Origin of the sequence: Agrobacterium sp. MS2 (assembly GCF_003261015.1) — a bacterium.
Lineage (GTDB): Bacteria > Pseudomonadota > Alphaproteobacteria > Rhizobiales > Rhizobiaceae > Agrobacterium > Agrobacterium pusense.
Map to the genome: position 1 here is coordinate 466,791 of NZ_QLNF01000084.1, position 23,519 is coordinate 490,309.

The following is a 23,519-nucleotide window of genomic DNA, read 5'->3' on the forward strand; positions in this document are numbered from 1 at the left end:
GATCCCCTCGCGCTGACGACTAGTAGACATCGCGAAGATAGCGCTTTTCGCGCTTCAGCTGGCTGACATATTCGCTTGCTGCTTCCGCAGAGAGGCCGGCCTCGTCAATGATGATCCGGTGCAGGGCATCGTCTACGTCCTTCGCCATGCGGGTCGCGTCACCGCAGACGTAAAAATAGCCCCCCTCTTCGAGCCACTGATAAAGCGCCTTGCCATTCTGCCGCATGCGCGTCTGCACGTAGATCTTTTCCGCCTGATCGCGCGAAAAGGCGAGATCGAGACGCGTCAGCACGCCCGCACGGCTCATTTCACCCAGCTCACTCTCGTAAATGAAATCCGACTGCCGGTGCTGGTCACCAAAAAACAGCCAGTTCCGGCCGGTGGCGCCCCGCGCCAGCCGTTCCTGCAGGAAGGCCCGGAACGGCGCTATTCCCGTGCCCGGACCCACCATGATAACCGGCGCATCGTCGTTCTGCGGCACACGGAACGCCTTGTTGGGCGAAACGAAAAGCCCGGCCGTCCCCCCTGCCTCCACCCGATCTGCCAGATAGGTGGAGCACACGCCGCCGCGCTCGCGGTCGTGAGCGCGATAACGCACGCTGGCGATCGTCAGATGCACGCTGTTTCCCGCGGCAAGGGGGCTGGAGGATATGGAGTAGGCCCGATGCTGCAGCGGTTTCAGGAAAGTCACGAATTCAGCAAGATCGAAAAGACGCCTGCCGCCAAGATTGAGCAGGTCGAGAATATCCTTGCTCCAGAGAAAGGCGGCCAGCTGCTCCCTGTCGCCGTTCGCAAGAACATGCGCCAGTTCGTCATGACCCGCGCGCTTGTCGATTTCGGCGACCAGTTCACGCGAGGGCGTCGAGATTTCGAACATGCGGAGAAATGCGTCTCCCACCGAACGATCCAGCCCGGCCACTTCGCTATCGGCTTCCGCCTCGAAATGGTCGAGCAACGCACCAGCCAGTTTCGGGCAGTTGACGGGAACGACACCAAGGGCATCACCCGCCTCATAGCTGAGGCCGCTTTCCCCGAGATCGAATTCGTAATGCCTGATTTCCTTCGATGAAGCCGGACCGGAAAGACGGTGATTGACGCTTAGCCGCGCCAGATAGGGATTCTTCCGGTTCCATTCCTGTGTCACCCGCCTGGGGAGTTGGGCCGGACGAGGCATCACGACAGTCGCCGCCTGGTCGCCATCGAGCGCAAGTGCAATGGGCAGGGTCTCATCGATCCAGGCGGCGGCAGCGTCCTCGAAGTCGATATCGCAATCAATCCGCGTTTTCATACGTTTGCCGCCGAGCTGCTCAAAGCGCGTATCGATGAGTTTGCCGGCCTGGCAAAATCCGTCATACCCCGTATCACCCAGCGCCAGCACGGCGAAATTCATCGCCTCCAGTCGTGGCGCACCATCAGCGGCAAGCGCTTCCCAGAATAGCTGCGCATTATCGGGCATTTCACCCTCGCCATAGGTCGAGGTCACGACAATGACCCGTTTCATCGAACCGAGGCGTTCCATGGACACGTCGTCAAGCGCCATCACCGCCGGCTGCATACCCTGCGTGCGGGCGGCGGCGGCGATATCCATCGCCAGCGCCTCGGCATTGCCGGTCTGTGTGCCGAAGAGGATGTTCAGCACGCTCGCCGCCGTCTCGGGAGCGGCAGCGGCGACAGATGCCTCCAGGCCAATGGCCGCGCGGGAGTGGAGCCCGGCTAAAAAACCTGCAAGCCAGGCGCGCTGGTCGCCGTTAAAGGGCGCGTCTTCGGGAATGTAGGGTATCTTCATCATGCTGCCCTGTTCTGGCTGGATGCGGCGGTTAGGTCAGGAATGGCGCGGGCCGCGAAAAGCTCTTCGAAGCCCGGCAGACGACCGATCTTCTCGATGTTTTTGCGGCTCTGCTGAATGATCCAGCCATAGGTGCCTGGACTGTCCACCGACCAGATGTTGCGGCGCGCCAGTGCCTGCTTGTAGTCATCAAGTCGCTTGGCGGCGATCATCACCGCAAGCTGTCCGTCGCTATGGTCGGAAAGAGCCTCGCGCGCATATTTCAGCAGACGCTGCATCAGGGCATAATCTTCCGTAAGAATGAGATTGCGCACCGCTTTTTCGATGGCGGCGTCGGAAGGACCCGATGCCATCGGCAATCGCTGCAAGGCGATGGCCTGCGCCATGCTCAACACAGTGTAATTGTTGATCAGTGCGTACATGTCTTCCGTATCCGTTTCGCCATAGGCCGGCACGGTGCCGTTCAATACGGACTTGCGATCTCGATAGGCCAGCTTGAACTTCCGCAGCTGATGGACAGCAAGTGCGGAAGCCAGTTCCTCCAGCAATTCCTTGCGCGGCTTGGCCTTGAGAATTTCGTCACTGTCCTGATAAAGCAGCAGCGCGCGTGGCATGCCGTAAACGAAATTGTGCTGTTCGCTCTCCCAGTTTTCCAGCAGCCATGCGGCCTTCGCTGAGCCAGTCTCCACCGCGTGCCAGTTCAGAAGCTGGTGAACGGCGTGACGATGGATCGCCGCCTGCTCGTCCTCGCCCGTGATGGAGCCAAGCAGGATCGAATCGTGGCTGACTTTCTTCGGCAGGTCGCCATAGGGGTCGTATTGATAGACGAAACCGCCACTCATACCGTTGCCGAAGCCCTTGCCAAAACTGCCGAGGTTAAGCACCGCACCGTTGGTCATGTATTCGCAGGCAAAATCCCCCACGCCCTCCACAACGGCGGTCGCGCCGGAGTTGCGCACCGCAAAACGGTCGCCTGCCTGCCCTTCCACAAAGGTGCGGCCGCCGGTTGCGCCGAACAGTGCGAAATTACCGACCAGCACATTCCCGCCCGCCTCCTGCGAACCGCCGCCGGGAGAACGCACGACGATGGTGCCACCGCAGGCGCTTTTGCCGACGCCGTCATTGCAGGTACCGGTATGGACCATGATCATGCCGTCGTTGCAGAAAGCGCCAAAGGATTGTCCAGCCGAACCTGATGTATCGATGCGCACCGAACCCGCTTCCAGAAATCGACGGCCACGGCTGTCCCGTCTGACGGCCGGCAGCGCATCCGCCTCTTCGCCGGAAAGCTCATGGTTCAGCATACGTTCGATATCGACGGCGAGCTGGCCGCCGACGCTCTTGTTGCAATTGTTAAGGAAACGGTTGCCGCCAAGCTCGATGCTCTCGCGCCCACCGTCGACCAGTGCCGAGCGCACGAGTTCGATGAAGGCATCGTCCAGCGCGAAGTCCTTTTCCATATAGACCGGGCTATCGATCTTCACTTCCTCGACCACGGTTAGCATTGCCCGGAGGTCAAGCTGGCCAACGCTTGCGGGATGATCGAGTAGGTGAAGAAGATCTGAGCGGCCCCGCGCTTCCCGCAGCGAACGCAGCCCGAGTGCGGCCAGGATCTCGCGCGTTTCATGGGCGATGTTCATGAGATATTGCGCCAGCGCCCGCGGGTCGCCGTTAAACGCCTCTTGATTGGTGGTGAGACCGGCCGGGCATTTGATGTTGCAGTTCTTCGCCATTACGCATTTCAGCATCATCAGCGCCGTGGTGCCGAATTCGAAACTATCCCCGCCGAGAAGAGCCGATTTCACGACATCGCTCGCCGTCTGGTGTGCGCCGGAGCAACGCAACAGCACCTTGGCGCGCAGGCCGGTGGCGCAGAGCGCCTGATGCACCTCCGCAACGCCGATTTCTGCGGCGCGCCCAGTATATTTGAGGCTGGTGACGGCCGCCGCCCCCGTGCCGCCGGTATTGCCAGCGACGTTGATGACATCCGCTCCCGCCTTGGCGACACCGACCGCGATCGTGCCGATGCCTTCTGACGAGACCAGCTTGACGATGACCCGCACGCGCGCTGCCTTGGCATCGTGGATGAGTTGGGCCAGATCCTCGATGGAATAGGTATCATGATGCGGCGGCGGCGAGACAAGCTCGACGCCCGGCGTACCGCCACGCGCGGCGGCGATTTCCACCGTGACCTTTGGAGACGGCAATTGTCCGCCTTCGCCGGGCTTTGCGCCCTGGCCGATCTTGATCTCGATCTCTTCCAGCATCGGATCGGCAAGATAGCCGGCCCAGACACCGAAGCGGCCCGATGCGAACTGCTTGATGCGCGAGGCGCGAATGGTGCCGTATCGCGATATATGCTCGCCGCCCTCACCGGAATTTGACATGCCGCCAACCATGTTGGTGCCGTGCGCCACAGCCTCATGGGCGGCCGCGACAAGCGCGCCATGGCTCATTGCACCAGAGGCGAGGGTCATGGTGATCTCGCTGGCATTTTGCACGGCATTGAGCGAAATGCTCGCCGGCGCGGTGCGAACAAGCGAGAGGTAATCGGAAGCCTCGCCCCTCGCCTGAACCAGAAGAGCGCCCCCTTCAAGCCAATGTCCGACTATGTCCTCGCCGAAGCGATCGATCAGCGATTGGCCAAGTGCTGCGAGCCTGGCAAGCTCATGGCCGTGTGGGCCGGTCAATTGCAGCCGGAAGGCGCCTTCCTCTGCGCCTTCGCAGAGCAAGCCCCGTACCATGAAGCTGTTATTGCCCTTGCGGGAAAACCGACCCATTTCACGGCGAAACTCTTCCGCCGAACCGGCGAACGTCACATCCGCCGGCAATTCCAGGACATCGCGCAGGGCGGCGGGGCGACGTGCTCTTTCTTCCGCCATCATACGGGCAAATGCGCGGTAGCCGGGCGTTACCTCGAAGGCATCGATCGCCTCCGGGGTCAACCGGTCAAAACTGGTGTGATAATAGGCCGCGTCGTCTAGACCGAAGGCATCTTCCAAGCGGTTGAGCGGCAGGAGACGTAACGCCTCTTCGTTTTCGGTTCCCTTGTCGAAGCCGATCTTTTCCTCCGTCATATCCACGAAACCGCGGACGGCCGTCGTGCCATAGGAATGGCCGGCCCCTTCGGCACGCTCCTTGAAAAGACCGAGCAGCGGAATGTCGCTTTCTCCCTTTACAGACAGCGCCTTGCGGTGCCAGTCTGCCACGGCCTGGGCGATGACGGCGAAGCTCACGCCGCCGACCGGCGTTTTCACATTCGGGAAATAACGCTTCAGCACGTCATCTTCCGTATCGAGGAAGTTCGGCTCGAAGAACTCGCCCCCGATATAGCTTTCCGCCGTACACAGGCCCACCTTGCCCATGGTCTTCATCAGCGATTTTTCCGCCGCCTTGGCGAAGCGCTTGAAGGCCTTGTCGGCTTCGCTGCCGAATTTCTCCTCGGCGCGGAACTGCACGGCGAGCGGATAGACCGCCGAAGCGCCAAAGCCGAGACCGGCTGCAATGTGATGGGAGGAGGAGAATTGTCCGCTTTCGACGATCAGCGACACACGCAGCCTGAGGCCTTCCTCGATCAGTCGCTGATTGATGGCGGAAACGACCATGATCATCGGCAAAGCGGCACGACGTGCGGAAACATGCCGGTCAGTGATCACGGCAATGCCACCTTCGCCAGCGGCAAAAGCGGCGACCGCGGCGCACAGTCCGTCTATCGCCTCTCTCAATGCCGCTTCATTGGCCTCCCCTTGATCGAAGACGGGCGCATAGAGCATTTCGAAACGGCACACCGGCGTCTCGGTTTGCTCGCGGATGCGCAGCATGTCCAGGTGGCTAAGGATTGGCGAGCGCACGACGATCTGGCGGGCCTTCTTAGCGCCGCTGTTCGGCTTGGCACCCAGGGCCACCCGTAGCGTCATGCCATCAGCTTCGCGAATACTGTCTAGCGGCGGATTGGTGACCTGCGCGAAACGCTGCGAAAAATACTTGGCGACCCCACCTTCCTGATCGGAAAGCGCGTTGATGGCATTGCCGTATCCCATCGCCGAAATTTTTTCGGAACCGGAAGCCAGCATCGGGTCCATCAGGAATTTAAAACTCTCCTGATTGTGCGAATAGGCGACGTAACGCTGATGACGTTCGAGATCACCATTATAACGCAGCGGTGAGCCCTGCTTTTCCGCTGGCACTTCCGGCAGATCCTCCAGCATGACACGGGCTTCGCGCAGCAGGGATGAATAGTCACGGCGCGCGGCGAGAAGCTCCAGCGCCTCTACGGTGGAAAAGGCGCGGCGCGCGGCGTGGTCGTAATAAAGCATGCCGCCCGCCTCGATGCGGCCGCGCCGGATAACGCTCTCCGCCGGAAAGGCGATCTGCCCGGCCTCCGACATGACGCAGAGATATTCGTCCGTCTCGACGGTGCGTAGCGGGCGCAGGCCAAGCCGATCGAGGCGCGCGCCAACGATAGTGCCGTCGCCGAAGATCAGCGCGGCCGGACCGTCATTTTTCTCCTCATAGAGAGAGAAATATTCCAGCATCGCCCTCACGTCCGGCGACAGGGTGTCGTCGTTTTCCCAGGCTGGCGGCATCATCGAGACCACAGCGGTAACGAGGTCAAGACCGTCCTCCATAACCCGCGCCTGCAAGGTCTGGTCCAGACGGCAGCTATCGGACTGGCCTTTCGGCCTGACGATGCTGGCATTCTTCGCCAAGGCGACTGCCGCTTCCGACAGGCGGTTCTTCTTGTCGGTGTTGAGTTCGCCATTATGCGCCATCAGGCGGAAAGGCTGCGCCATGGATGGGTGCGGATCGGTATTGGTGGAGAACCGCGTGTGGAAATACATCGTATGCACTTCATGGCGCGGATCCGTCAGGTCGCAGAAATAGGGCATCACCTCATGGGAGTTCAGGCGGCCCTTCAGGACCTGCGTGCGGGCGCTGAGCGAGAGCGGATAAAAGCCGGCGAGATCAGGCACGGTATAAGCAAGCGCCTCAATGGCAATCAGTGCCTTGTGGATACGCCAGTCGAATTCCGCCAGAGTTGCGCATTCGGCCGGAGCAGAGAAAACCCATTGGCGGATCGGCAACTGGTAAGGGATGGCGGCAGCACGGATGGCCGCGTCATTTACCGGTACATCACGGACGGTGAGGACCGAAAATCCCTGCTCCTGCAGCGCGCTGCCGATAATGCCAACCGCCTCATCATGGAACGCGGAGTTCTGCGGCAGGAAAAAATTGCCGACGCCGAACTGGCCGGTCTGCAAACCGTGTTCGCCAGTCAATTTCCGAAAGAAGGAGAGCGACAAATCCAGCGACACCCCGGCACCATCGCCGACACCTTCTGCCGACATGCCACCGCGATGCGGGACGGCGCAGAGCGCCTCGTGGCCGCGCTTCAACACATCGTGAGTTTGCACACCGTCCTTGCGGGTGATGAAACCAACGCCACAGCTGCTTTTTTCAAAGGCGGCATCGTAAAGGCCGAATTTTTGCTCCGTCACGCTCAAGGCTCTCTCCTCTCATTGCGCAATTCGCGCGGCATCGCCTTTTTCCCGAATCCGGCGCGTCAGCCGGCGCTCTGCGGGCGGAGCCGCAGGCGACCTGGCTGCTCCTCTTCTTCTGCTTATCGGCGTTTGATGGCGCGAACGGTCGTTTTGCGGCCGTCAAACGGCTGGGCGGCAATCGCCGCATTTTCGCAAATAATGATCGTGTTCGTTCGCATCGCGTTCCCTGATGTTCGATTTTCAAGCGCAAAAAAATACGCCGAATTACGTCAGTATTGCTTACGTAATATTTCATGATTAGGAAAGTCAAGATTAAAATCGATCCGGCGCAATAAAAAAACAAAAACGCCGCGAAATCCGACAGGATTCCGCGGCGTGACTGCTTCAGGAGTTTTTTAAATTGCCCAGATCACTCAGACGGCATTTCGAGCGTGCGGCTAAACCAGAGGGCAATAAGCGTACACAGGGCGCCCGACATGAGGTAGATGCCGACCGCGAAAAGGCCGAATTTGGACGAAAATCCGAGCGCCACGAGCGGCGCGAAGCCGGCACCGATCAGCCAGGAAATGTCCGAGGTCAAAGATGCGCCGGTGTAGCGGTACTCGCGGCTGAAGCGGGAGGCGAGCGCGCCACCCGCCTGACCGAAGGACAGGCCCAGCAGCGAGAAGCCGATCAGCACAAAAAGATAACGGCCGATATCACCGGAACTGAGGAGAACGGGGGCCACAAGGCTGAAGAGACCAATCAGGACCGCCGCGATGGCGAGAAGTTTCCGCCGCCCTATGCGATCCGCCAGAATGCCCGAAACGACAATCATGCCGCCGGCAATGATGGCGCTGACGAACTGCACGAAGAGGAAGTCCGACACGCGCTGGCTGGTGTTGAGAGAAACCCAGCTCAGCGGGAAGACGGTGACGAGATGGAAGAGCGCAAAGCTCGCCAGCGGCACGAATGCGCCGGTGACAACCACCGGGAACTGCGACCGCAGCATTCTGAACATGGGACGCGGCTCCAGTTCATGCTGTTCCAGCATGGCCTGGAATTCCGGCGTTACGATCATGCGAAGGCGGGCAAAGAGCGCAAGCACGTTCAGCGCCAGCGCCACGAAGAAGGGGAAACGCCAACCCCAGGCCAAAAACTCTGCACTGGAAAGCTGCGTGACGAAAACGATGAAGAAGGCGCTGGCGAGACCAAAACCCATGGCCGCCCCGATTTGCGGCATCATGGCGTACCAGCCGCGCTGCCTCGGCGGAGCGTTCATGGCGAGCAGCGAGACAAGGCCATCCCAGGCGCCGCCGAGGCCAAGGCCCTGGCCGATACGGAAAACCGCCAGCAGGCAGGGAGCCAGCATGCCAGCCTCGGCATAGGATGGAAGGAAGCTGATCGCCATGGTGGAACCGCAGAGCGTGAAGAGCGCGGCCATCAGCTTGAAGGCGCGGCCGAACCTGCGGTCGATCTGGAGGAAGATCAGAGAACCGATCGGCCTTGCGATAAAAGCGAGAGAGAAGACAGCGAAGGAATAAAGCGTGGCCGTCAGCGGATCCACATAAGAGAAGAAGACATGCGGAAAAACGAGCGCGGAGGCGATGGCGTAAATGAAAAAATCAAAAAACTCCGTCATTCTCGCAAGAATGACTGCAATCGTAATGCGATCCGGATCGACCTTTACGGGGCCGGCACCGTGTCCGTTCGCCTCTGGCGCCTGCCCAAAAGATGGAGCAGCATTCGTATAACTCATAATATTCCTCCTGCGTCATGGACGAACCATTTCATGTAACGCGCAGGCTCCTCTTCCGTTGCGTTACGATGCGACGGATTGTCACACGCACCCTACGTAACGTCAATTGAAGTTTGAGAAGAAAGGCTTGCCCCACGGGCTTCCTATGCGATAATGCACGCGCTCCGCCTGTAAACGCAGCTTTGACCGCCACATGGTGCATCGCAACGATTTCGCTGCACCGCGACAATATACCTCATTTGAAAAATGATGTTCGGCAATTATTCGCGGCATAATCCAAACTGTACGAGTTCAAAGAACGTGCGCATGATCAAAAAACTCCCATCCGCCCTCCTGGCAATTCCGGCAATGCTGCTGCTCAGCGGCTGTAACCTTGTTGTCATGAATCCCTCGGGCGACGTCGCCATCCAGCAGCGCGATCTTATCATCACGTCCACGGTCTTGATGCTGCTGATCATCGTTCCCGTCATTGCCCTGACGCTGTTCTTCGCATGGAAGTACCGCGAGTCGGCGAAGGCCGAGGATTACGATCCCGAGTGGCACCATTCCACGCGCCTTGAGATGGTGATCTGGTCGGCACCCGTCGCGATCATTCTGATGCTCGGTACCGTGACTTGGATTTCCACCCACCGACTCGACCCTTATCGGCCGCTGGAGCGCATCGACGAGAACCGTCAGGTCACCGCCGATATCAAGCCGATCACCGTCGAAGTTGTGGCCATGGACTGGAAGTGGCTGTTCTTCTACCCTGAACTCGGCATTGGCAGCGTCAATGAATTCGCCGCTCCGGTCGATGTTCCGATCAATTTCAAGATCACCGGCACGACGGCGATGAACTCCTTCTTCGTTCCAGCACTGGCCGGCCAGATTTATGCCATGGGCGGCATGCAGACCAAGCTGCATGCCGTGATCAACAAGGAAGGCGTCTATGACGGCTTCTCGGCCAACTTCTCCGGCCCCGGCTTCTCGCATATGCGCTTCAAATTCCACGGCCTCAGCCAGCAGGGCTTCGACCAGTGGGTGGCCAAGGCAAAGGAAGGCGGCAAGGGCTTCGGGCGCCAGGAATATCTCGAATTCGCCAAGCCTTCGGAACGCGAGCCGGTGCAATATTTCGCTTCGGTCGATCCGGAACTCTACAGCGCCATTCTCAACCGTTGCGTGGAGCCCAACAAGCTCTGCATGCGTGACATGATGCATATCGACGCCAATGGCGGCGGCGGCAAGGAAGGCATCGACATCGCCAAGGCGCTTAACTCCGTCGTCTGCACCCCGCTTGCGCCTTATGGCGTCGCCAGCGGTCCACAATCCACTCCGGCTGCTATCGAAGGCCAGACTTTCGAACCTGCGGCGCTGCCGGAAACCAAACAAGTCGCTGGCTGACGATACGTCCCGGCATTCTGCGGCGCGGCCTGTCCGCGCCGAATTTACGTCTTTGAATCGCAAGAGGCTAAAATGGTCGTCAACTCCGATCAAACGTCGTTCCTGTTCGGACGGCTAACCTGGGAGTCAATCCCGCTTCACGAGCCCATTCTTGTCGCCACCTTCGCGGCCGTGGCTCTGGGCGGCATCGCCGTCGTCGGCGCCATCACCTATTTCAGGCTGTGGGGCTACCTCTGGAATGAATGGTTCACGAGCATCGATCACAAGAAGATCGGTATCATGTACATCATTCTGGCGCTTATCATGCTTCTGCGCGGTTTTGCCGACGCCATCATGATGCGCGTGCAGCAGGCCATCGCCTCCGGCGGATCGGAGGGATATCTTCCGCCGCATCACTACGACCAGATATTCACCGCCCACGGCGTCATCATGATCTTCTTCATGGCCATGCCGATGATCACCGGTCTCATGAACTTCGTCGTGCCGCTGCAGATCGGCGCCCGCGACGTTTCATTCCCGTTCCTCAACAATTTCTCCTTCTGGATGACCACGGCTGGCGCCGTCATCACCATGATCTCGCTGTTCATCGGTGAATATGCGCAGACGGGCTGGCTTGCCTATCCGCCGCTTTCCGGCATCGACGGAAGCCCGGGAGTGGGGGTCGACTATTATATATGGGGTCTGCAGATCGCGGGTGTCGGAACGACGCTGTCAGGCATCAACCTGATCGTGACCATCATCAAGATGCGCGCGCCGGGCATGACCATGATGCGTATGCCAATCTTCGTCTGGACGTCGCTGTGTTCGAACATCCTGATCGTGGCATCCTTCCCGATCCTGACCGCAACGCTCGCGCTTCTGACCCTTGACCGCTACGCTGGTACGAATTTCTTCACCAACGACCTCGGCGGCAATCCGATGATGTATGTCAACCTCATCTGGATCTGGGGCCATCCGGAAGTTTATATTCTGGTACTGCCGGCTTTCGGTATCTTCTCCGAAATCGTCGCCACCTTCTCGGGCAAGCGCCTCTTCGGTTACGCGTCGATGGTCTACGCCACTGCCGTCATCACCATCCTGTCCTATATCGTCTGGCTGCACCACTTCTTCACCATGGGTTCGGGCGCAAACGTCAATGCCTTCTTCGGCATCACGACGATGATCATCTCGATTCCGACGGGTGCGAAGATCTTCAACTGGCTCTTCACCATGTATAAGGGCCGCATCAAGTTCGACGTGCCGATGCTGTGGACGATCGGCTTCATGATCACCTTCGTCATCGGCGGCATGACCGGCGTCCTTCTCGCCGTACCGCCAGCGGACTTCGTGCTGCATAACTCGCTGTTCCTGATCGCCCACTTCCACAACACGATCATCGGCGGCGTGGTGTTCGGCGTTCTCGCCGGCATCGTCTACTGGTTCCCGAAGGCCTTCGGCTATCGTCTCGATCCGTTCTGGGGCAAGCTGTCCTTCTGGTTCTGGTTCACCGGCTTCTATTTTGCCTTCATGCCGCTCTATATTCTCGGCCTGATGGGCATTACCCGCCGCCTCAGCCAGTTCGAAGACAACTCTCTTCAGATCTGGTTCCTGATTGCCGCCTTCGGTGCCTTCCTGATCGCGCTCGGCATCGCCTCCTTCGTCATCCAGCTCATCGTCAGCTTCCTGAAGCGCGACAAGCTGCGTGACGTCACCGGCGACCCCTATAATGGCCGCACGCTGGAATGGTCGACGTCTTCGCCGCCGCCGCAGTATAATTTCGCCTTCACGCCCGTCATTCACGATGTTGACGCCTGGACGGACATGAAGAAGCGCGGTTACAGCCGCCCGCTGGAAGGCTTCATCCCAATCCACATGCCGAAGAATACAGGCTCGGGCGTCATCATCAGCGCCATCAGCGTGGTGCTGGGCTTTGCCCTGGTGTGGCACATCTGGTGGCTGGCAGTTCTGTCGTTCATCGGCATCGTCGCGGTCTCGATCGCCCATACCTTCAACTACAATCGCGAATACTACATTCCAGCCTCCGACGTCTCCACGGTTGAGGCGGAGCGTACCAAGCTGCTCGCGAAACAGGCGTAACGAAACATGGCTCATACACCTGCACAAAGCGTCGACGGCGCTGAACCACCGGTCTTTTACCTGAAGGAAGACCATCATCCCGAGAACGGCACTTCGATCGGCTTCTGGCTCTACCTGATGAGCGACTGCCTGATTTTTGCCGTGCTCTTCGCCACCTACGCCGTCCTCGGCCGCAGCTATGCGGCCGGACCTTCGGGCGCGGATCTGTTCGATCTCAAGCTCGTTGCCATCAACACCGGCTTCCTGCTTTTCTCCTCCATCACCTATGGCTTTGCCATGCTGGAAATGGAAAAGCAGAAGGTGAAGACGACCCTGGTCTGGCTCGGAATCACCGGTCTCTTCGGCCTCGCCTTCCTTGCCGTCGAACTTTACGAGTTCCATCACCTGATCGAAGAAGGAGCCGGTCCGCACCGTTCGGCTTTCCTGTCGTCGTTCTTCGCGCTGGTCGGCACGCACGGTTTGCACGTCACCTTCGGCATCATCTGGCTCGTCACGCTGATGGTGCAGGTCGCCAAGCACGGCCTGATCGCGGCGAACAAGCGTCGCCTGATGTGCCTGTCGATGTTCTGGCACTTCCTCGACGTCATCTGGATCGGCGTCTTCTCCTTCGTTTACCTCATGGGAGTTCTTTGATGAGTTCCGAAGCACACGCACATCACGACGCGCATGGCGACGACCATCATCACCATGATGGCGCGAGCCACGGCACGTTCAAAAGCTACATGATCGGCTTCATCCTTTCGGTCATTCTGACGGCGATCCCCTTCTGGCTGGTCATGGGCGACGTCCTTGAAAACAAGACGCTGCTCGTCATCGCCATCATGGGCCTCGGCGTCATCCAGATCTTCGTGCACATGATTTATTTCCTGCACATGGACACCAAGTCGGAAGGCGGCTGGACCTTCATGGCGCTGATCTTCACCGTCGTGGTGCTGCTGATCACGCTCTCCGGTTCGCTGTGGGTCATGTACAACATGAACAAGAACATGATGCCGCTGCACATCGAAGATGTGAAAAACCTGCCTTAACCAGAAATTGCGGCCTGCCGGAAGCCCGGCAGGCCGCCTTCCGCGCCAACACATAACCCATGAATCGTGGCGCGATTTATGGGGTTATCTGCTGGAAGAAGCGCATTCGGGGCGATGAGGCCCGGTCAAGTGGACGACACCTCCGCCAGACACGCTTCTCAAGGACCGTGACATGACCAAAACAACGCCCCCCAGGCGCGGCATTCGCCCCGCAGCCATCGTCGTTCTGTTTCTGACCGTCGCCCTGACAGGGCTGCTGCTGGCTCTTGGAACCTGGCAGGTCAAAAGACTTTCCTGGAAGCTCGACCTGATTGAGCGTGTCGAGGCCCGTGCGCACGCGGAGCCCACCGATGCGCCCGCCGCCGGGGAGTGGCCGGCGCTCGGCGAGCCAGCGGAGTACGAATATCGCCGTGTGAGACTTTCGGGCACTTTCCTCAACGACAAAGAGGTCCAGGTCTATACCGTTACCGATCTCGGCCCGGGTTACTGGATCATGACACCGCTGAGACGAGATGATGGCACGAGCATCATCGTCAATCGCGGCTTTGTCCCGTCCGACAGGCGAGATCCGTCATCGCGACAGGAAGGTCAGCCGACAGGCCGCGCGGAGGTCATCGGGCTGATGCGTGCCCCCGAAACAGGCGGGCTTTTCCTCCGCACCAATGACCCCGCAAATGGACGCTGGTACTCCCGCAATATTCCGCAGATATCGCAGGCCTCCGGCCTTGCGGGCGTCGCACCGTTTTATGTCGATGCCGATGCGGCACCCAACCCCGGCGGTCTGCCGGTCGGCGGCAAGACAATGCTTACCTTCCCCAACAACCATCTCTCCTACGCCATTACCTGGTACATTCTCGCGGCCATGGTCGTCGCGGCGGGCTGGTATGTGCTGCGCAATCTGAACGCCCCGAGGTCAAAGCAGGGCAAGGATTGAGCGGCCGATTTTACCGAATGGTTCACAAAACCCCTTCCTTCTTCACGTTTTGCTGATCTATAACGACAGTTCGGCCTGACATGCCCGTCGGCGCAGCTTCGTTTCGGTGAGTTATGGCAAGAGCATTTCTTCTCGTTCTGGATTCTTTCGGCGTCGGCGGTGCGCCCGATGCGGAGCACTATGGCGATCTTGGAGCGAATACGCTCGGTCACATCGCGGAATTCTGCGCTGCCGGTGCAGCTGACAGAACGGGACTACGGTCCGGACCGCTGAAGCTGCCGAACATGTGTTCGCTCGGCCTGCTGGAGATCGCAAGGCAGGCAAGTGGTGATATTCCCGCCGGCATGGAGGCGCCGGAACGCATTTTTGGCCTGCATGGCTGCGCCAGCGAGGTTTCGAAGGGTAAGGACACTCCGTCCGGTCACTGGGAGATCGCGGGAACGCCGGTGACGTTCGACTGGGGATATTTTCCGACGGAGGGCGATGCGTTTTCGCCGGAACTGGTGAAAGCGATCTGCGAGGAGGCGGATCTTCCGGGTATTCTCGGCAATTGCCATGCTTCCGGCACCGAGATCATCGCGCGGTTCGGCGAAGAACATATCCGGAGCGGCAAGCCGATCTGTTACACATCTTCGGATTCCGTGTTCCAGATTGCCGCACACGAAACGCATTTTGGCCTGGGGCGGCTCATCGCGCTTTGCGAGACGGTACGCAAGCTGCTCGATCCGCTGAACATAGGCCGCGTCATCGCGCGCCCCTTCGTTGGCGAAACGGTCGCGACCTTCGAACGCACCGGCAACCGCCGCGATTTTTCCGTGCTGCCACCGGAGCCTACTCTGCTCGACCGGCTTGTGGAGGCCGGCCGAAAAGTGCACGCCATCGGCAAGATCGGCGATATCTATGCCCACCAGGGCGTTTCACGCGTCATCAAGGCAAACGGCAACGCCGCCCTGATGGATGCGACGCTGCAGGCTATCGACGAGGCAGAAAACGGCGATCTCGTCTTTACCAATTTCGTCGATTTCGACATGCTTTATGGCCATCGGCGCGACGTTGCCGGTTACGCCGCCGCCCTTGAGGCTTTCGATGCGCGAATCCCCGAAATCCACCGCAAGATGGCGCCTGGCGATATCGCTCTTCTTACCGCCGATCACGGCTGCGACCCCACATGGCGGGGCACGGACCACACACGGGAAAGGGTGCCGATCATGGCATTCGGCCCGGGCATCCGCTCGCGCGATGTCGGCATTCGTTCAAGCTACGCCGATATCGGCGAAAGCATCGCCCACCATCTAGGTATCGAGGCCGGTTCTCACGGCAGGAGCTTCATTTGACATCGCATTTGCTGAAGGCGGAAATTCACTGCCACATCGAAGGTGCGGCCCCGCCCGCCCTCGTCGCGAAACAGGCTGAAAAATACGGAATCGACACCAGCAGCTTTCTGCGGGACGGCCAATATGTATGGTCGGATTTCGCCGAATTCATCCGTTGTTATGATGCGGTGGCGCAAGTGTTCAAGACGGATGAGGATTATGCCGTTCTCACCGAAGCCTATCTGACCGAACTCGCGGAAGCCAATACGATCTATAGCGAACTGATCATTTCGCCCGACCATGGCGACCGCATCGGGCTTGGCGCCGACGCTTATCTGGCCGGCATTGCCGAAGGCATCCGGATTGCAAGGGACAAGACGGGTATCGAAACCCGCATCATCGTCACAGGCGAGCGGCACTTCGGTCCGGAGCGGGTGATCGCCGCGGCCGAATATGCGGCGCGCACCCAACATCCGCTGGTGACGGGGTTCAACATGGCGGGCGAGGAGCGCATGGGCCGCGTCGCCGATTATGCGCGCGCCTTCGATATCGCACGCGATGCCGGCCTTGGATTGACCATTCATGCCGGCGAGGTTTGCGGGCCGGAAAGCGTGGCCGATGCACTCGATCTCGTCAAACCATCCCGCATCGGGCATGGCGTGCGGGCAATCGAGAATGCCGGTCTCGTTGCACGGCTCGCCGAAACCGGAACAGTCCTTGAAGTCTGCCCCGGCTCCAATATTGCGCTCAAGGTCTATCCCGACTTCGCCAGCCATCCGCTGAGAGCCCTCAGCGACGCGGGAGTGCGGGTCTGCATCAACTCCGACGACCCGCCATTCTTCTTTACCTCACTTGCACGGGAATATGCGCTGGCCGCCGACGAGTTCGGCTTCAGCGATGGCGAGATAAACAGCATGACCCGCACCGCACTGGAATGTGCCTTCGTTGACGAGGCAACGCGCGGAGGGCTGCTTAAAAAACTCGACGGGGCCTGATGCAGCTGTTGGCAGGGTAAAACCACGAAGAAGGCTTGCGAAAAGCCGACTTTCGGTCAATTACAGGGGCACAAGAAAAAAGGAAGGCCAGTTTCATGGACGGCGTCACAGTCATCGAACATCCGCTGGTGCGGCACAAACTCACCATCATGCGCAAGAAGGAAACCTCCACAGCCGGCTTCCGCCGCCTGCTCAGGGAGATTTCGACGCTGCTCTGCTATGAAGTGACGCGCGATCTTGAAATGACGATGGAAACCATCGATACGCCGCTCGAGACCATTCAGGCACCAGTGCTGGAAGGCAAGAAGCTGGTTTTCGCCTCCATCCTGCGCGCAGGCAACGGCCTTCTGGAAGGCATGCTCGAACTGGTGCCTTCGGCGCGCGTTGCCCATGTCGGCGTCTATCGCGACCACGATACGCTCGAGGCCGTCGAATATTATTTCAAAGCTCCGGAAAGCCTCGATGCCCGTCTGGTCATCGTTGTCGACCCCATGCTGGCGACCGGCAACTCCTCCATCGCCGCCGTGGAAAAGCTGAAGGAGCGTGGTGCGAAGAACATCCGCTTCCTGTGTCTTTTGGCAGCCCCCGAAGGCATCAAGAATTTCCGTGAGGCACATCCCGATGTGCCGATCTACACCGCCGCGATCGACAGGCATTTGAACGAGAAGGGTTACATTGTTCCCGGCCTCGGTGATGCCGGCGACCGCATGTACGGCACCAAGTAACCATTCATCATCGCTTAACCTTTTACGCCATTCGCCGCCCGATCAGCGGCGGATGGCTTTTTCTTTTAAGATTTCGGCATGTTTTGCGTCTATTCTTGCCAGGGGTAACCGGCCCTCGGAGGAGTGAAGACTTGCTGGCGCGCGCGATTTTTCTGCTTGTTGGCCTTTCCATCGGCGCCACGCAAATACCCGTTCTGATGGACAAATTTCAGCCGCGCCCGGAAAGCAGCGTAGCAAAAACCGAAATTGTGGCCGAAGCAGCCAAACCCCAGCCTGTTTCGTTGGGCGGAGTCAATCTGAAAGCTGACGCCCGCGGCCACTTCAACGCCACCTTTCGTATCAACGGCAAATCATTCGACGGACTTATCGACACCGGTGCTTCAACGGTTGCCATCAATGAGACGATTGCACGTCGGCTCGGATACGGCGTCAACAGTCTGGATTTCAAATACGCGATCTCAACCGCCAACGGTCAGACCATGGCCGCCTATGTGAAGCTCGACCGGGTGGAGATAGGCACGATCCGCGTGCAGAATGTCGACGCCATGGTGCTGAAGGACAATGCACTGAGCAACATGCTGGTCGGCATGAGCTTCCTGAAGCAATTATCGTCGTTCAAGGTTTCTGGCGGCGAAATGCGGCTGGTCAGGTGATCCGCTCGAGAACGGGTGCAGCGACTTCCGGCGCGTCGTCGCTGATTCCATAGCAGGCCGTTATCGCTTTAATGGCGTAGGCTGCGTCTTCTCCGGACGCTGCATGGACAATGGCAATCGGTTCTCCCTTTTCCACCTTCATCCCAAGCGGCAGGATATTCGAAATACCAACGGCGGGATTGATCCTGTCCGAGGGTTTTCGTCTGCCGCCGCCAAGTCCGACGACGGCGATGCCGAGTTCGCGCGTTGCGCAGGATGTCAGCCAGCCGCTGCTCACGGCCTGGACCGGAAGAGTGACTGGCGCGGACGGCAGATAAAGGAAAGGATTTTCAACGAAATCCGTTGGCCCGCCCAATGCCGAAATCATTCGCGCGAAAATTTCCATTGCCCGGCCGGAGGAGAGGGCGGCCGACGCCAGTGCTGCGCCTTCTTCCAGTGTGGCCGTTTTTTGAGCCTGCACGAGCATTTCCGCCGCGAAAGACAGAACCACGTTTTCCAGACGGCTGCCAGCCTTGCGACCAGCCAGAAAATCGAGACAATTGACGATTTCAACGGCATTGCCGGCGGCATCGCCAAGCGGCTGGTTCATATCTGTTATCAGCGCCGTTGTCGGCAAACCTGCGCCAACAGCCACATCGACCAGCGCGCGGGCGAGCGTCCGTGCATCGTCAATGCTTTGCATAAAGGCGCCGTTGCCGACCTTGACATCAAGCACAAGCGTCTGCAGCCCGGCCGCCAGCTTCTTCGACAGGATGGAAGCCGTAATCAGCGGTATGGAATCGACCGTCGCGGTCACATCGCGAATGGCATAGAGGCGTCTGTCAGCGGGGGCGAGGTCGCCCGTCTGACCGATGATGGCACAGCCGACCGTCTTCACCGCCCGGCGAAACAGAACCTCGTCCGGCATGACATTGTAACCGGGAATCGCTTCCAGCTTGTCCAGCGTGCCGCCGGTATGCCCAAGGCCCCTGCCGGAAATCATCGGCACAGCGAGACCACAGGCGGCTATGATCGGGGCGAGCATCAGAGAGACATTGTCTCCAACGCCACCGGTCGAGTGCTTGTCGGCAACCGGCCTGCCGATATCGCTCCAGGACAGGACATCACCGCTGTCACGCATGGCAAGCGTCAATGCCACCATCTCATCCCGATTCATTCCACGGAAAAACACCGCCATGGCAAAAGCCGCCGCCTGCCCTTCCGAGATGCCGTCTTTCGACAGCGCTTCGATGAATGCGGCGATCTCCTGCGGCGAGAGCGCCAGGCCATCGCGTTTGCGTCGGATGGTTTCCTGCGGGATCAAGCTCAATACCCGCTGGCGGTCCTGGCGGGCTCTCCGCCGGCCAGAACGTTCAGCACGTCGTCAAGGAGACCTGAAGCGCCGAAACGGAACGTCGAAGGCATGGCCCAGTTCGGCGCCATGATGGTTTCCGCCAGCCGCAGGTAAAGTGTCGCGTCCCCCACGGTACCGATCCCGCCGGCCGGCTTGAAGCCCACCTTCTGTTTGCTGTCGCGGATCGCCTGCAACATGATGTCAGCCGCCTCCAGCGTGGCGTTGACGGCAACCTTGCCTGTCGAGGTCTTGATGAAATCGGCGCCTTCGGCAATGGCAATTTCGGAAGCCCGACGGATCAGGGCCTTGTCCTTCAGCTCGCCGGTTTCGAGAATGACCTTGAGCAGCACGGGTGTAGCGCAGGCCTTGCGAACGGCGGCCACCATGTCGGAAACCGCGGTTTCATCGCCCGCGATGAATTTGCGATAGGGAATGACAAGATCGATTTCATCCGCACCGTCGCGGATCGCCACCTCGGTTTCCGCGACCACGGTTGCGACATCAAGATCACCCGACGGAAAATTGACGACCGTTGCAATGCGGATCGTGTGATCCTTTCCGAAGGCGGCGCGCGCCTGCGCCACGAAACGCGGCCAGATGCAGATGGCGGCCGTATTGCCAAACTCCGTATGCGCCCGCTGGCAGAGCGCGGCGATCTGCTGTGGCGTGCAGTCTTCCTTGAGGTTGGTGAGGTCCAGCAAGGACAAAGTGAGGGCAGCCGCTTCGCGCGGACGCTGGAGTTCCATGGTCACGCTCCTCCTGCGATCATTTCCTTCAGAATGGCGGCAAGCCTTTTGCCACCCACGGGAGCCATGTCCTTGGTTTCTTCATGGCTCAGTTCCGCGCCGGTCATGCCGGCACCGTAATTGGTAATAACCGATGCGGCAGCGACGCGCATCCCGAAAAAGCGCGCAAGGATGACTTCCGGCACGGTAGACATGCCCACGGCATCCGCCCCCAGCAGCCGCGCCATGCGGATTTCCGCCGGTGTTTCGAAGCTTGGGCCAGAGAACCACATATAGACACCGCCGAACAATGGCACCGTCGCACGGATGGCGGCATTGCGCATGGCAAGCATAAGATCAGGATCATAAGCCGTCGTCATGCCGACGAAGCGGCGGTCGCTTTCCTCACCGATCAGCGGGTTCATGCCGGAATAATTGATGTGATCGGTGATCTGCATGACGGAGCCGGGTGGCATATCCTGCCTGACCGAGCCCGCCGAATTGGTGAGGATGAGCGACTGCACGCCCAGGCCGGCGAGCGCTTCGATGACCGGGCGCATCGCTGCGGGATCACCCTTTTCGTAGAAATGGACCCGACCCGACAGCATCATGACGGGCTCACCGCCGAGATAACCAGCCACCAGTTCGCCCGCATGGCCGGAAACGCCGCCAGCGGGAAAGCCGGGCAGCTCGGCGTAAGGAATACGGATCGGCTCGCTCACCTCTTCCACCAGCGATCCCAGACCGGAGCCAAGCACGATGGCGACGCGCGGCATGAGGCCGTTCAGGCGGTCCACCAGAATGTCGATCAAACCGTCGGTCATCAGGGCAGCTCGGTCTTGAAGACGGAGGGTAGCAGCTCTTCCATGGTCATGACCTTCTGGACGCCGGTTTCGTCACAAAGATAGATCTTTGTCTCCGGCGTGGCGAACTCGGCGATCTTCTGGCGGCAGCCGCCACAAGGAGAGCAGAGCGGCAGCTTCTCGGCGATAACGGCGACTTCATTGATCTTTTTCGCCCCGCCCATGATCATGGCGCTGATGGCTGATGGTTCTGCGCACCAGCCCTGCGGGAAGGAGATGTTCTCGATATTGGCGCCCTTGTAGATCTTGCCGTCTTCGGCGCGGATTGCCGCACCGACCGGAAATTTTGAATAGGGGGCATGGGCGAAGGCCATGGCCTCTACTGCCGCCTCAAACAGGGCATGGGCCTGCGGATCGGATTTCGGGTCGGAGGACATGGGGTTAACGCTCCTTCGCATAAGCAACGCCACCGGCCTTCGGGGGCTTGGCAACGCCGATGAAACCCGCAAGCAGGATGCAGGTCAGAATATAGGGCATGGCCTGGAATATCTGCACCGGCACTTCGCCGATGCCAGGCACGGATTTACCCTGCATGAAGTTCGCGACAGCATCCAGAAAACCGAACAGAAGGCAGGCGAACATAACCGGCACCGGCTTCCATTTCGCAAAGATCAACGCCGCGAGCGCGATGTAGCCCTTGCCCGCCGACATGTTGGCGATGAAGGCAGCGGATTGAGCCACAGCAAGATAGGCGCCCGAAAAACCGCAGAGAAAACCGGCGACAATGACAGCGCGGAAGCGCATCCACGTCACCGAAATACCAGCCGTATCGACAGCGCCCGGATTTTCACCGACCGCGCGCAGGCGCAGGCCGAAACGCGTTCGGTAAAGCACCCACCAGGACAGCGGCACCGCCAGGAAGGCAAGATAGGTGAGGATGTTGTTGCCGGAAATGACGTTTGCATAGAGCGGGCCGATGAAGGGAACCTCGCGCATGGCATCAGCGCCGGGCAGTATGATCGGGGCAAAACGCCCCTCGCCCGGAAGCTGCGGTGTGCGTCCGCCCTGGCCGAACCAGGCCTGTCCCAGTACCACGGTCAGGCCGGCGGCAATGAAGTTCAACGCCACGCCCGACACGATCTGGTTGCCGCGATTGGTGATGACAGCAAAGCCGTGGATCAGCGAGAACAGGATCGAGACGGCAATACCGGCCAAGAGGCCAGCCCAGGGGTTCGCCGTGATATAGGCAACGCAGGCGGAAGCGAAGGCCGCTGCCAGCATCTTGCCCTCAAGGCCGATATCGAACACGCCGGCCCGCTCGGAAAAGAGCCCGGCCAGTGCGGTAAAGAGAAGCGGAATGGTGAGACGAACGGTCGAGCCCAGAATACTGACCAGCATATCGAAGAAATCCATGTCAGCTCACCCCTTTGCCAGACGCTGGTAAATGCGGACGATTGCAGGCCGGTACATATATTCCAGCGCGCCGGCGAAAAGGATCACAAGACCCTGAATGACCACGATCATCTCGCGGGTAATGTTGGGCATCTCGAAGGAAAGGTCTGCGCCGCCCTGATAGAGAATGCCGAACAGCAATGCCGCAAAGATGATGCCGAGCGGATGGCTTCGGCCCATCAGCGACACGGCGATGCCGACGAAGCCTGCACCGGCGACGAATTCCACCTGCAGACGGGCCGACGCGCCCATAACCGGGTTCAGCGCCATCATGCCCGCCAGACCGCCAGAGATGAGCATGGCGATGATGACGGTGCGTGCATAGGGAATACCGGCATAAATGGCGGCGGAGGGGCTGATGCCGAGCGTGCGCATTTCATAACCGAGCTTGGTGCGCCAGATGAGCACCCACACCAGAAAACACATCACCAACGCTATCAGGAAGGAGACGTTAAACGGCGCCGGACCAAGCTTCAGGCCGAAGAGGGCCATCAGCCAGTCGAGTTTCGGCAATTGGCCGCCCGGCAGAAAAGTGCGGGTTTCCGGCGCCATCTTGCCGGGCACGATCAGCACGTTCACCAGCAGGTAAACCATCAAGGCCGCAGCAATGAAGTTGAACATGATGGTGGTGATGACCACGTGACTGCCGCGTTTTGCCTGCAGCCAGGCCGGAATGAAGGCCCAGGCGGCGCCAAAAACAGCAGCGCCGATGACGGCGAAGGGCATCGTCACGTACCATGGCACATAACGATCGAGCGCCAGCGCCACCAGCGCCGCGCCAAGGCCACCGACATAGGCCTGACCTTCGGAGCCGATATTGAAGAGCCCGGCATGGAAGGCGACGGCGACGGAGAGGCCGGTGAAGATGAAACTCGTCGTATAAAACAGCGTGAAGCCGATGGCATCACCACGGCCGAGCGCCCCTTCGATCAGCAGGCGCAGCGCCGCAAGCGGGTTTTCACCGATGGACCAGACAACGAGGCCGGAAATCAGAAAGGCGGTAACGACATTGAGAAACGGCAGGAGGCCGTAAGTAATCCAGTTTGGCAGCGGTACGGAAGCGGTGCTCATTCATGC

At 59.7% G+C, this 23,519-nt stretch carries 18 protein-coding genes; 9 read left to right on the top strand and 9 right to left on the bottom strand.

Annotated elements, in window-relative coordinates:
• Positions 1–19: 19 nt before the first annotated feature.
• From DOU54_RS22475 to DOU54_RS22485, 3 genes are all read right to left on the bottom strand, one after another.
• A complete protein-coding gene (locus DOU54_RS22475; protein ID WP_113380838.1) occupies positions 20–1,789 on the bottom strand; it encodes a diflavin oxidoreductase in 1,770 nt (589 codons plus the stop codon).
• Positions 1,786–7,290, bottom strand: coding sequence for a glutamate synthase-related protein (locus DOU54_RS22480; protein ID WP_113380837.1), 5,505 nt, complete (start codon positions 7,288–7,290; stop codon positions 1,786–1,788). Before DOU54_RS22480 ends, DOU54_RS22475 begins: the two co-directional genes overlap by 4 nt.
• Positions 7,291–7,696: 406 nt before the next feature.
• Positions 7,697–9,025, bottom strand: a complete 1,329-nt coding sequence (locus tag DOU54_RS22485) for an MFS transporter (RefSeq protein ID WP_113731823.1) — start codon at positions 9,023–9,025, stop codon at positions 7,697–7,699.
• A 306-nt stretch (positions 9,026–9,331) separates the two neighbouring features.
• On the opposite strand from DOU54_RS22485, the gene cyoA reads away from it, so the two are divergent.
• The 9 genes from cyoA to DOU54_RS22530 all read left to right on the top strand — a co-directional run bounded on the left by cyoA (position 9,332) and on the right by DOU54_RS22530 (position 18,129).
• Positions 9,332–10,405 carry a ubiquinol oxidase subunit II gene (cyoA, locus tag DOU54_RS22490; protein WP_034496355.1) on the top strand — a complete coding sequence of 358 codons (1,074 nt, stop codon included), beginning with the start codon at positions 9,332–9,334 and terminating at the stop codon, positions 10,403–10,405.
• A 72-nt stretch (positions 10,406–10,477) separates the two neighbouring features.
• Positions 10,478–12,481, top strand: coding sequence for a cytochrome o ubiquinol oxidase subunit I (cyoB, locus tag DOU54_RS22495; RefSeq protein WP_004439200.1), 2,004 nt, complete (start codon positions 10,478–10,480; stop codon positions 12,479–12,481).
• 6 nt (positions 12,482–12,487) lie between these two features.
• On the top strand, positions 12,488–13,114 hold the full coding sequence (gene cyoC, locus DOU54_RS22500) for a cytochrome o ubiquinol oxidase subunit III (RefSeq protein WP_006699805.1): 627 nt from the start codon (positions 12,488–12,490) through the stop codon (positions 13,112–13,114).
• Positions 13,114–13,509 carry a cytochrome o ubiquinol oxidase subunit IV gene (gene cyoD / locus DOU54_RS22505; RefSeq protein WP_004439196.1) on the top strand — a complete coding sequence of 132 codons (396 nt, stop codon included), beginning with the start codon at positions 13,114–13,116 and terminating at the stop codon, positions 13,507–13,509. The genes cyoC and cyoD overlap by 1 nt, the downstream gene beginning before the upstream one ends.
• Positions 13,510–13,681: 172 nt before the next feature.
• On the top strand, positions 13,682–14,443 hold the full coding sequence (locus tag DOU54_RS22510; protein ID WP_113380836.1) for an SURF1 family protein: 762 nt from the start codon (positions 13,682–13,684) through the stop codon (positions 14,441–14,443).
• Positions 14,444–14,556: 113 nt separating this feature from the next.
• Positions 14,557–15,777 carry a phosphopentomutase gene (locus tag DOU54_RS22515; protein ID WP_006699806.1) on the top strand — a complete coding sequence of 407 codons (1,221 nt, stop codon included), beginning with the start codon at positions 14,557–14,559 and terminating at the stop codon, positions 15,775–15,777.
• Positions 15,774–16,751 carry an adenosine deaminase gene (locus tag DOU54_RS22520; RefSeq protein WP_113380835.1) on the top strand — a complete coding sequence of 326 codons (978 nt, stop codon included), beginning with the start codon at positions 15,774–15,776 and terminating at the stop codon, positions 16,749–16,751. The genes DOU54_RS22515 and DOU54_RS22520 overlap by 4 nt, the downstream gene beginning before the upstream one ends.
• A gap of 95 nt (positions 16,752–16,846) precedes the next feature.
• Complete coding sequence (gene upp, locus DOU54_RS22525; RefSeq protein WP_004439188.1) at positions 16,847–17,476, top strand: uracil phosphoribosyltransferase; 630 nt, start codon at positions 16,847–16,849, stop codon at positions 17,474–17,476.
• Positions 17,477–17,607: 131 nt separating this feature from the next.
• Complete coding sequence (locus DOU54_RS22530) at positions 17,608–18,129, top strand: TIGR02281 family clan AA aspartic protease (RefSeq protein ID WP_004439183.1); 522 nt, start codon at positions 17,608–17,610, stop codon at positions 18,127–18,129.
• Here DOU54_RS22530 and deoA read toward each other — a convergent pair.
• The 6 genes from deoA to DOU54_RS22560 are packed head-to-tail and all read right to left on the bottom strand — an operon-like array spanning position 18,122 to position 23,513.
• A complete protein-coding gene (gene deoA / locus DOU54_RS22535) occupies positions 18,122–19,438 on the bottom strand; it encodes a thymidine phosphorylase (protein ID WP_113380834.1) in 1,317 nt (438 codons plus the stop codon). The two genes, DOU54_RS22530 and deoA, sit on opposite strands and share 8 nt — an antisense overlap.
• Positions 19,435–20,208, bottom strand: coding sequence for a deoxyribose-phosphate aldolase (gene deoC, locus DOU54_RS22540; RefSeq protein WP_004439179.1), 774 nt, complete (start codon positions 20,206–20,208; stop codon positions 19,435–19,437). The genes deoA and deoC overlap by 4 nt, the downstream gene beginning before the upstream one ends.
• Positions 20,209–20,210: 2 nt before the next feature.
• Positions 20,211–21,011, bottom strand: coding sequence for a purine-nucleoside phosphorylase (locus DOU54_RS22545; protein ID WP_006699811.1), 801 nt, complete (start codon positions 21,009–21,011; stop codon positions 20,211–20,213).
• Complete coding sequence (locus DOU54_RS22550; RefSeq protein WP_004439175.1) at positions 21,011–21,427, bottom strand: cytidine deaminase; 417 nt, start codon at positions 21,425–21,427, stop codon at positions 21,011–21,013. The genes DOU54_RS22545 and DOU54_RS22550 overlap by 1 nt, the downstream gene beginning before the upstream one ends.
• Positions 21,428–21,431: 4 nt before the next feature.
• Positions 21,432–22,403 (bottom strand): ABC transporter permease, encoded by a 972-nt coding sequence (locus DOU54_RS22555; RefSeq protein ID WP_004439173.1) that lies wholly within the window; start codon positions 22,401–22,403, stop codon positions 21,432–21,434.
• Between the two features lie 6 nt (positions 22,404–22,409).
• A complete protein-coding gene (locus DOU54_RS22560) occupies positions 22,410–23,513 on the bottom strand; it encodes an ABC transporter permease (RefSeq protein WP_004439171.1) in 1,104 nt (367 codons plus the stop codon).
• Positions 23,514–23,519: the final 6 nt, after the last annotated feature.

Bases quoted from the DNA above. Each gene is read 5' to 3' on its own strand.
- DOU54_RS22475 (WP_113380838.1), bottom strand. From the start codon at position 1,789: ATGATGAAGATACCCTACATTCCCGAAGACGCGCCCTTTAACGGCGAC.
- DOU54_RS22485 (WP_113731823.1), bottom strand. From the start codon at position 9,025: ATGAGTTATACGAATGCTGCTCCATCTTTTGGGCAGGCGCCAGAGGCG.
- cyoA (WP_034496355.1), top strand. From the start codon at position 9,332: ATGATCAAAAAACTCCCATCCGCCCTCCTGGCAATTCCGGCAATGCTG.
- cyoB (WP_004439200.1), top strand. From the start codon at position 10,478: ATGGTCGTCAACTCCGATCAAACGTCGTTCCTGTTCGGACGGCTAACC.
- cyoC (WP_006699805.1), top strand. From the start codon at position 12,488: ATGGCTCATACACCTGCACAAAGCGTCGACGGCGCTGAACCACCGGTC.
- cyoD (WP_004439196.1), top strand. From the start codon at position 13,114: ATGAGTTCCGAAGCACACGCACATCACGACGCGCATGGCGACGACCAT.
- DOU54_RS22510 (WP_113380836.1), top strand. From the start codon at position 13,682: ATGACCAAAACAACGCCCCCCAGGCGCGGCATTCGCCCCGCAGCCATC.
- DOU54_RS22515 (WP_006699806.1), top strand. From the start codon at position 14,557: ATGGCAAGAGCATTTCTTCTCGTTCTGGATTCTTTCGGCGTCGGCGGT.
- upp (WP_004439188.1), top strand. From the start codon at position 16,847: ATGGACGGCGTCACAGTCATCGAACATCCGCTGGTGCGGCACAAACTC.
- deoC (WP_004439179.1), bottom strand. From the start codon at position 20,208: ATGGAACTCCAGCGTCCGCGCGAAGCGGCTGCCCTCACTTTGTCCTTG.
- DOU54_RS22545 (WP_006699811.1), bottom strand. From the start codon at position 21,011: ATGACCGACGGTTTGATCGACATTCTGGTGGACCGCCTGAACGGCCTC.
- DOU54_RS22550 (WP_004439175.1), bottom strand. From the start codon at position 21,427: ATGTCCTCCGACCCGAAATCCGATCCGCAGGCCCATGCCCTGTTTGAG.
- DOU54_RS22555 (WP_004439173.1), bottom strand. From the start codon at position 22,403: ATGGATTTCTTCGATATGCTGGTCAGTATTCTGGGCTCGACCGTTCGT.
- DOU54_RS22560 (WP_004439171.1), bottom strand. From the start codon at position 23,513: ATGAGCACCGCTTCCGTACCGCTGCCAAACTGGATTACTTACGGCCTC.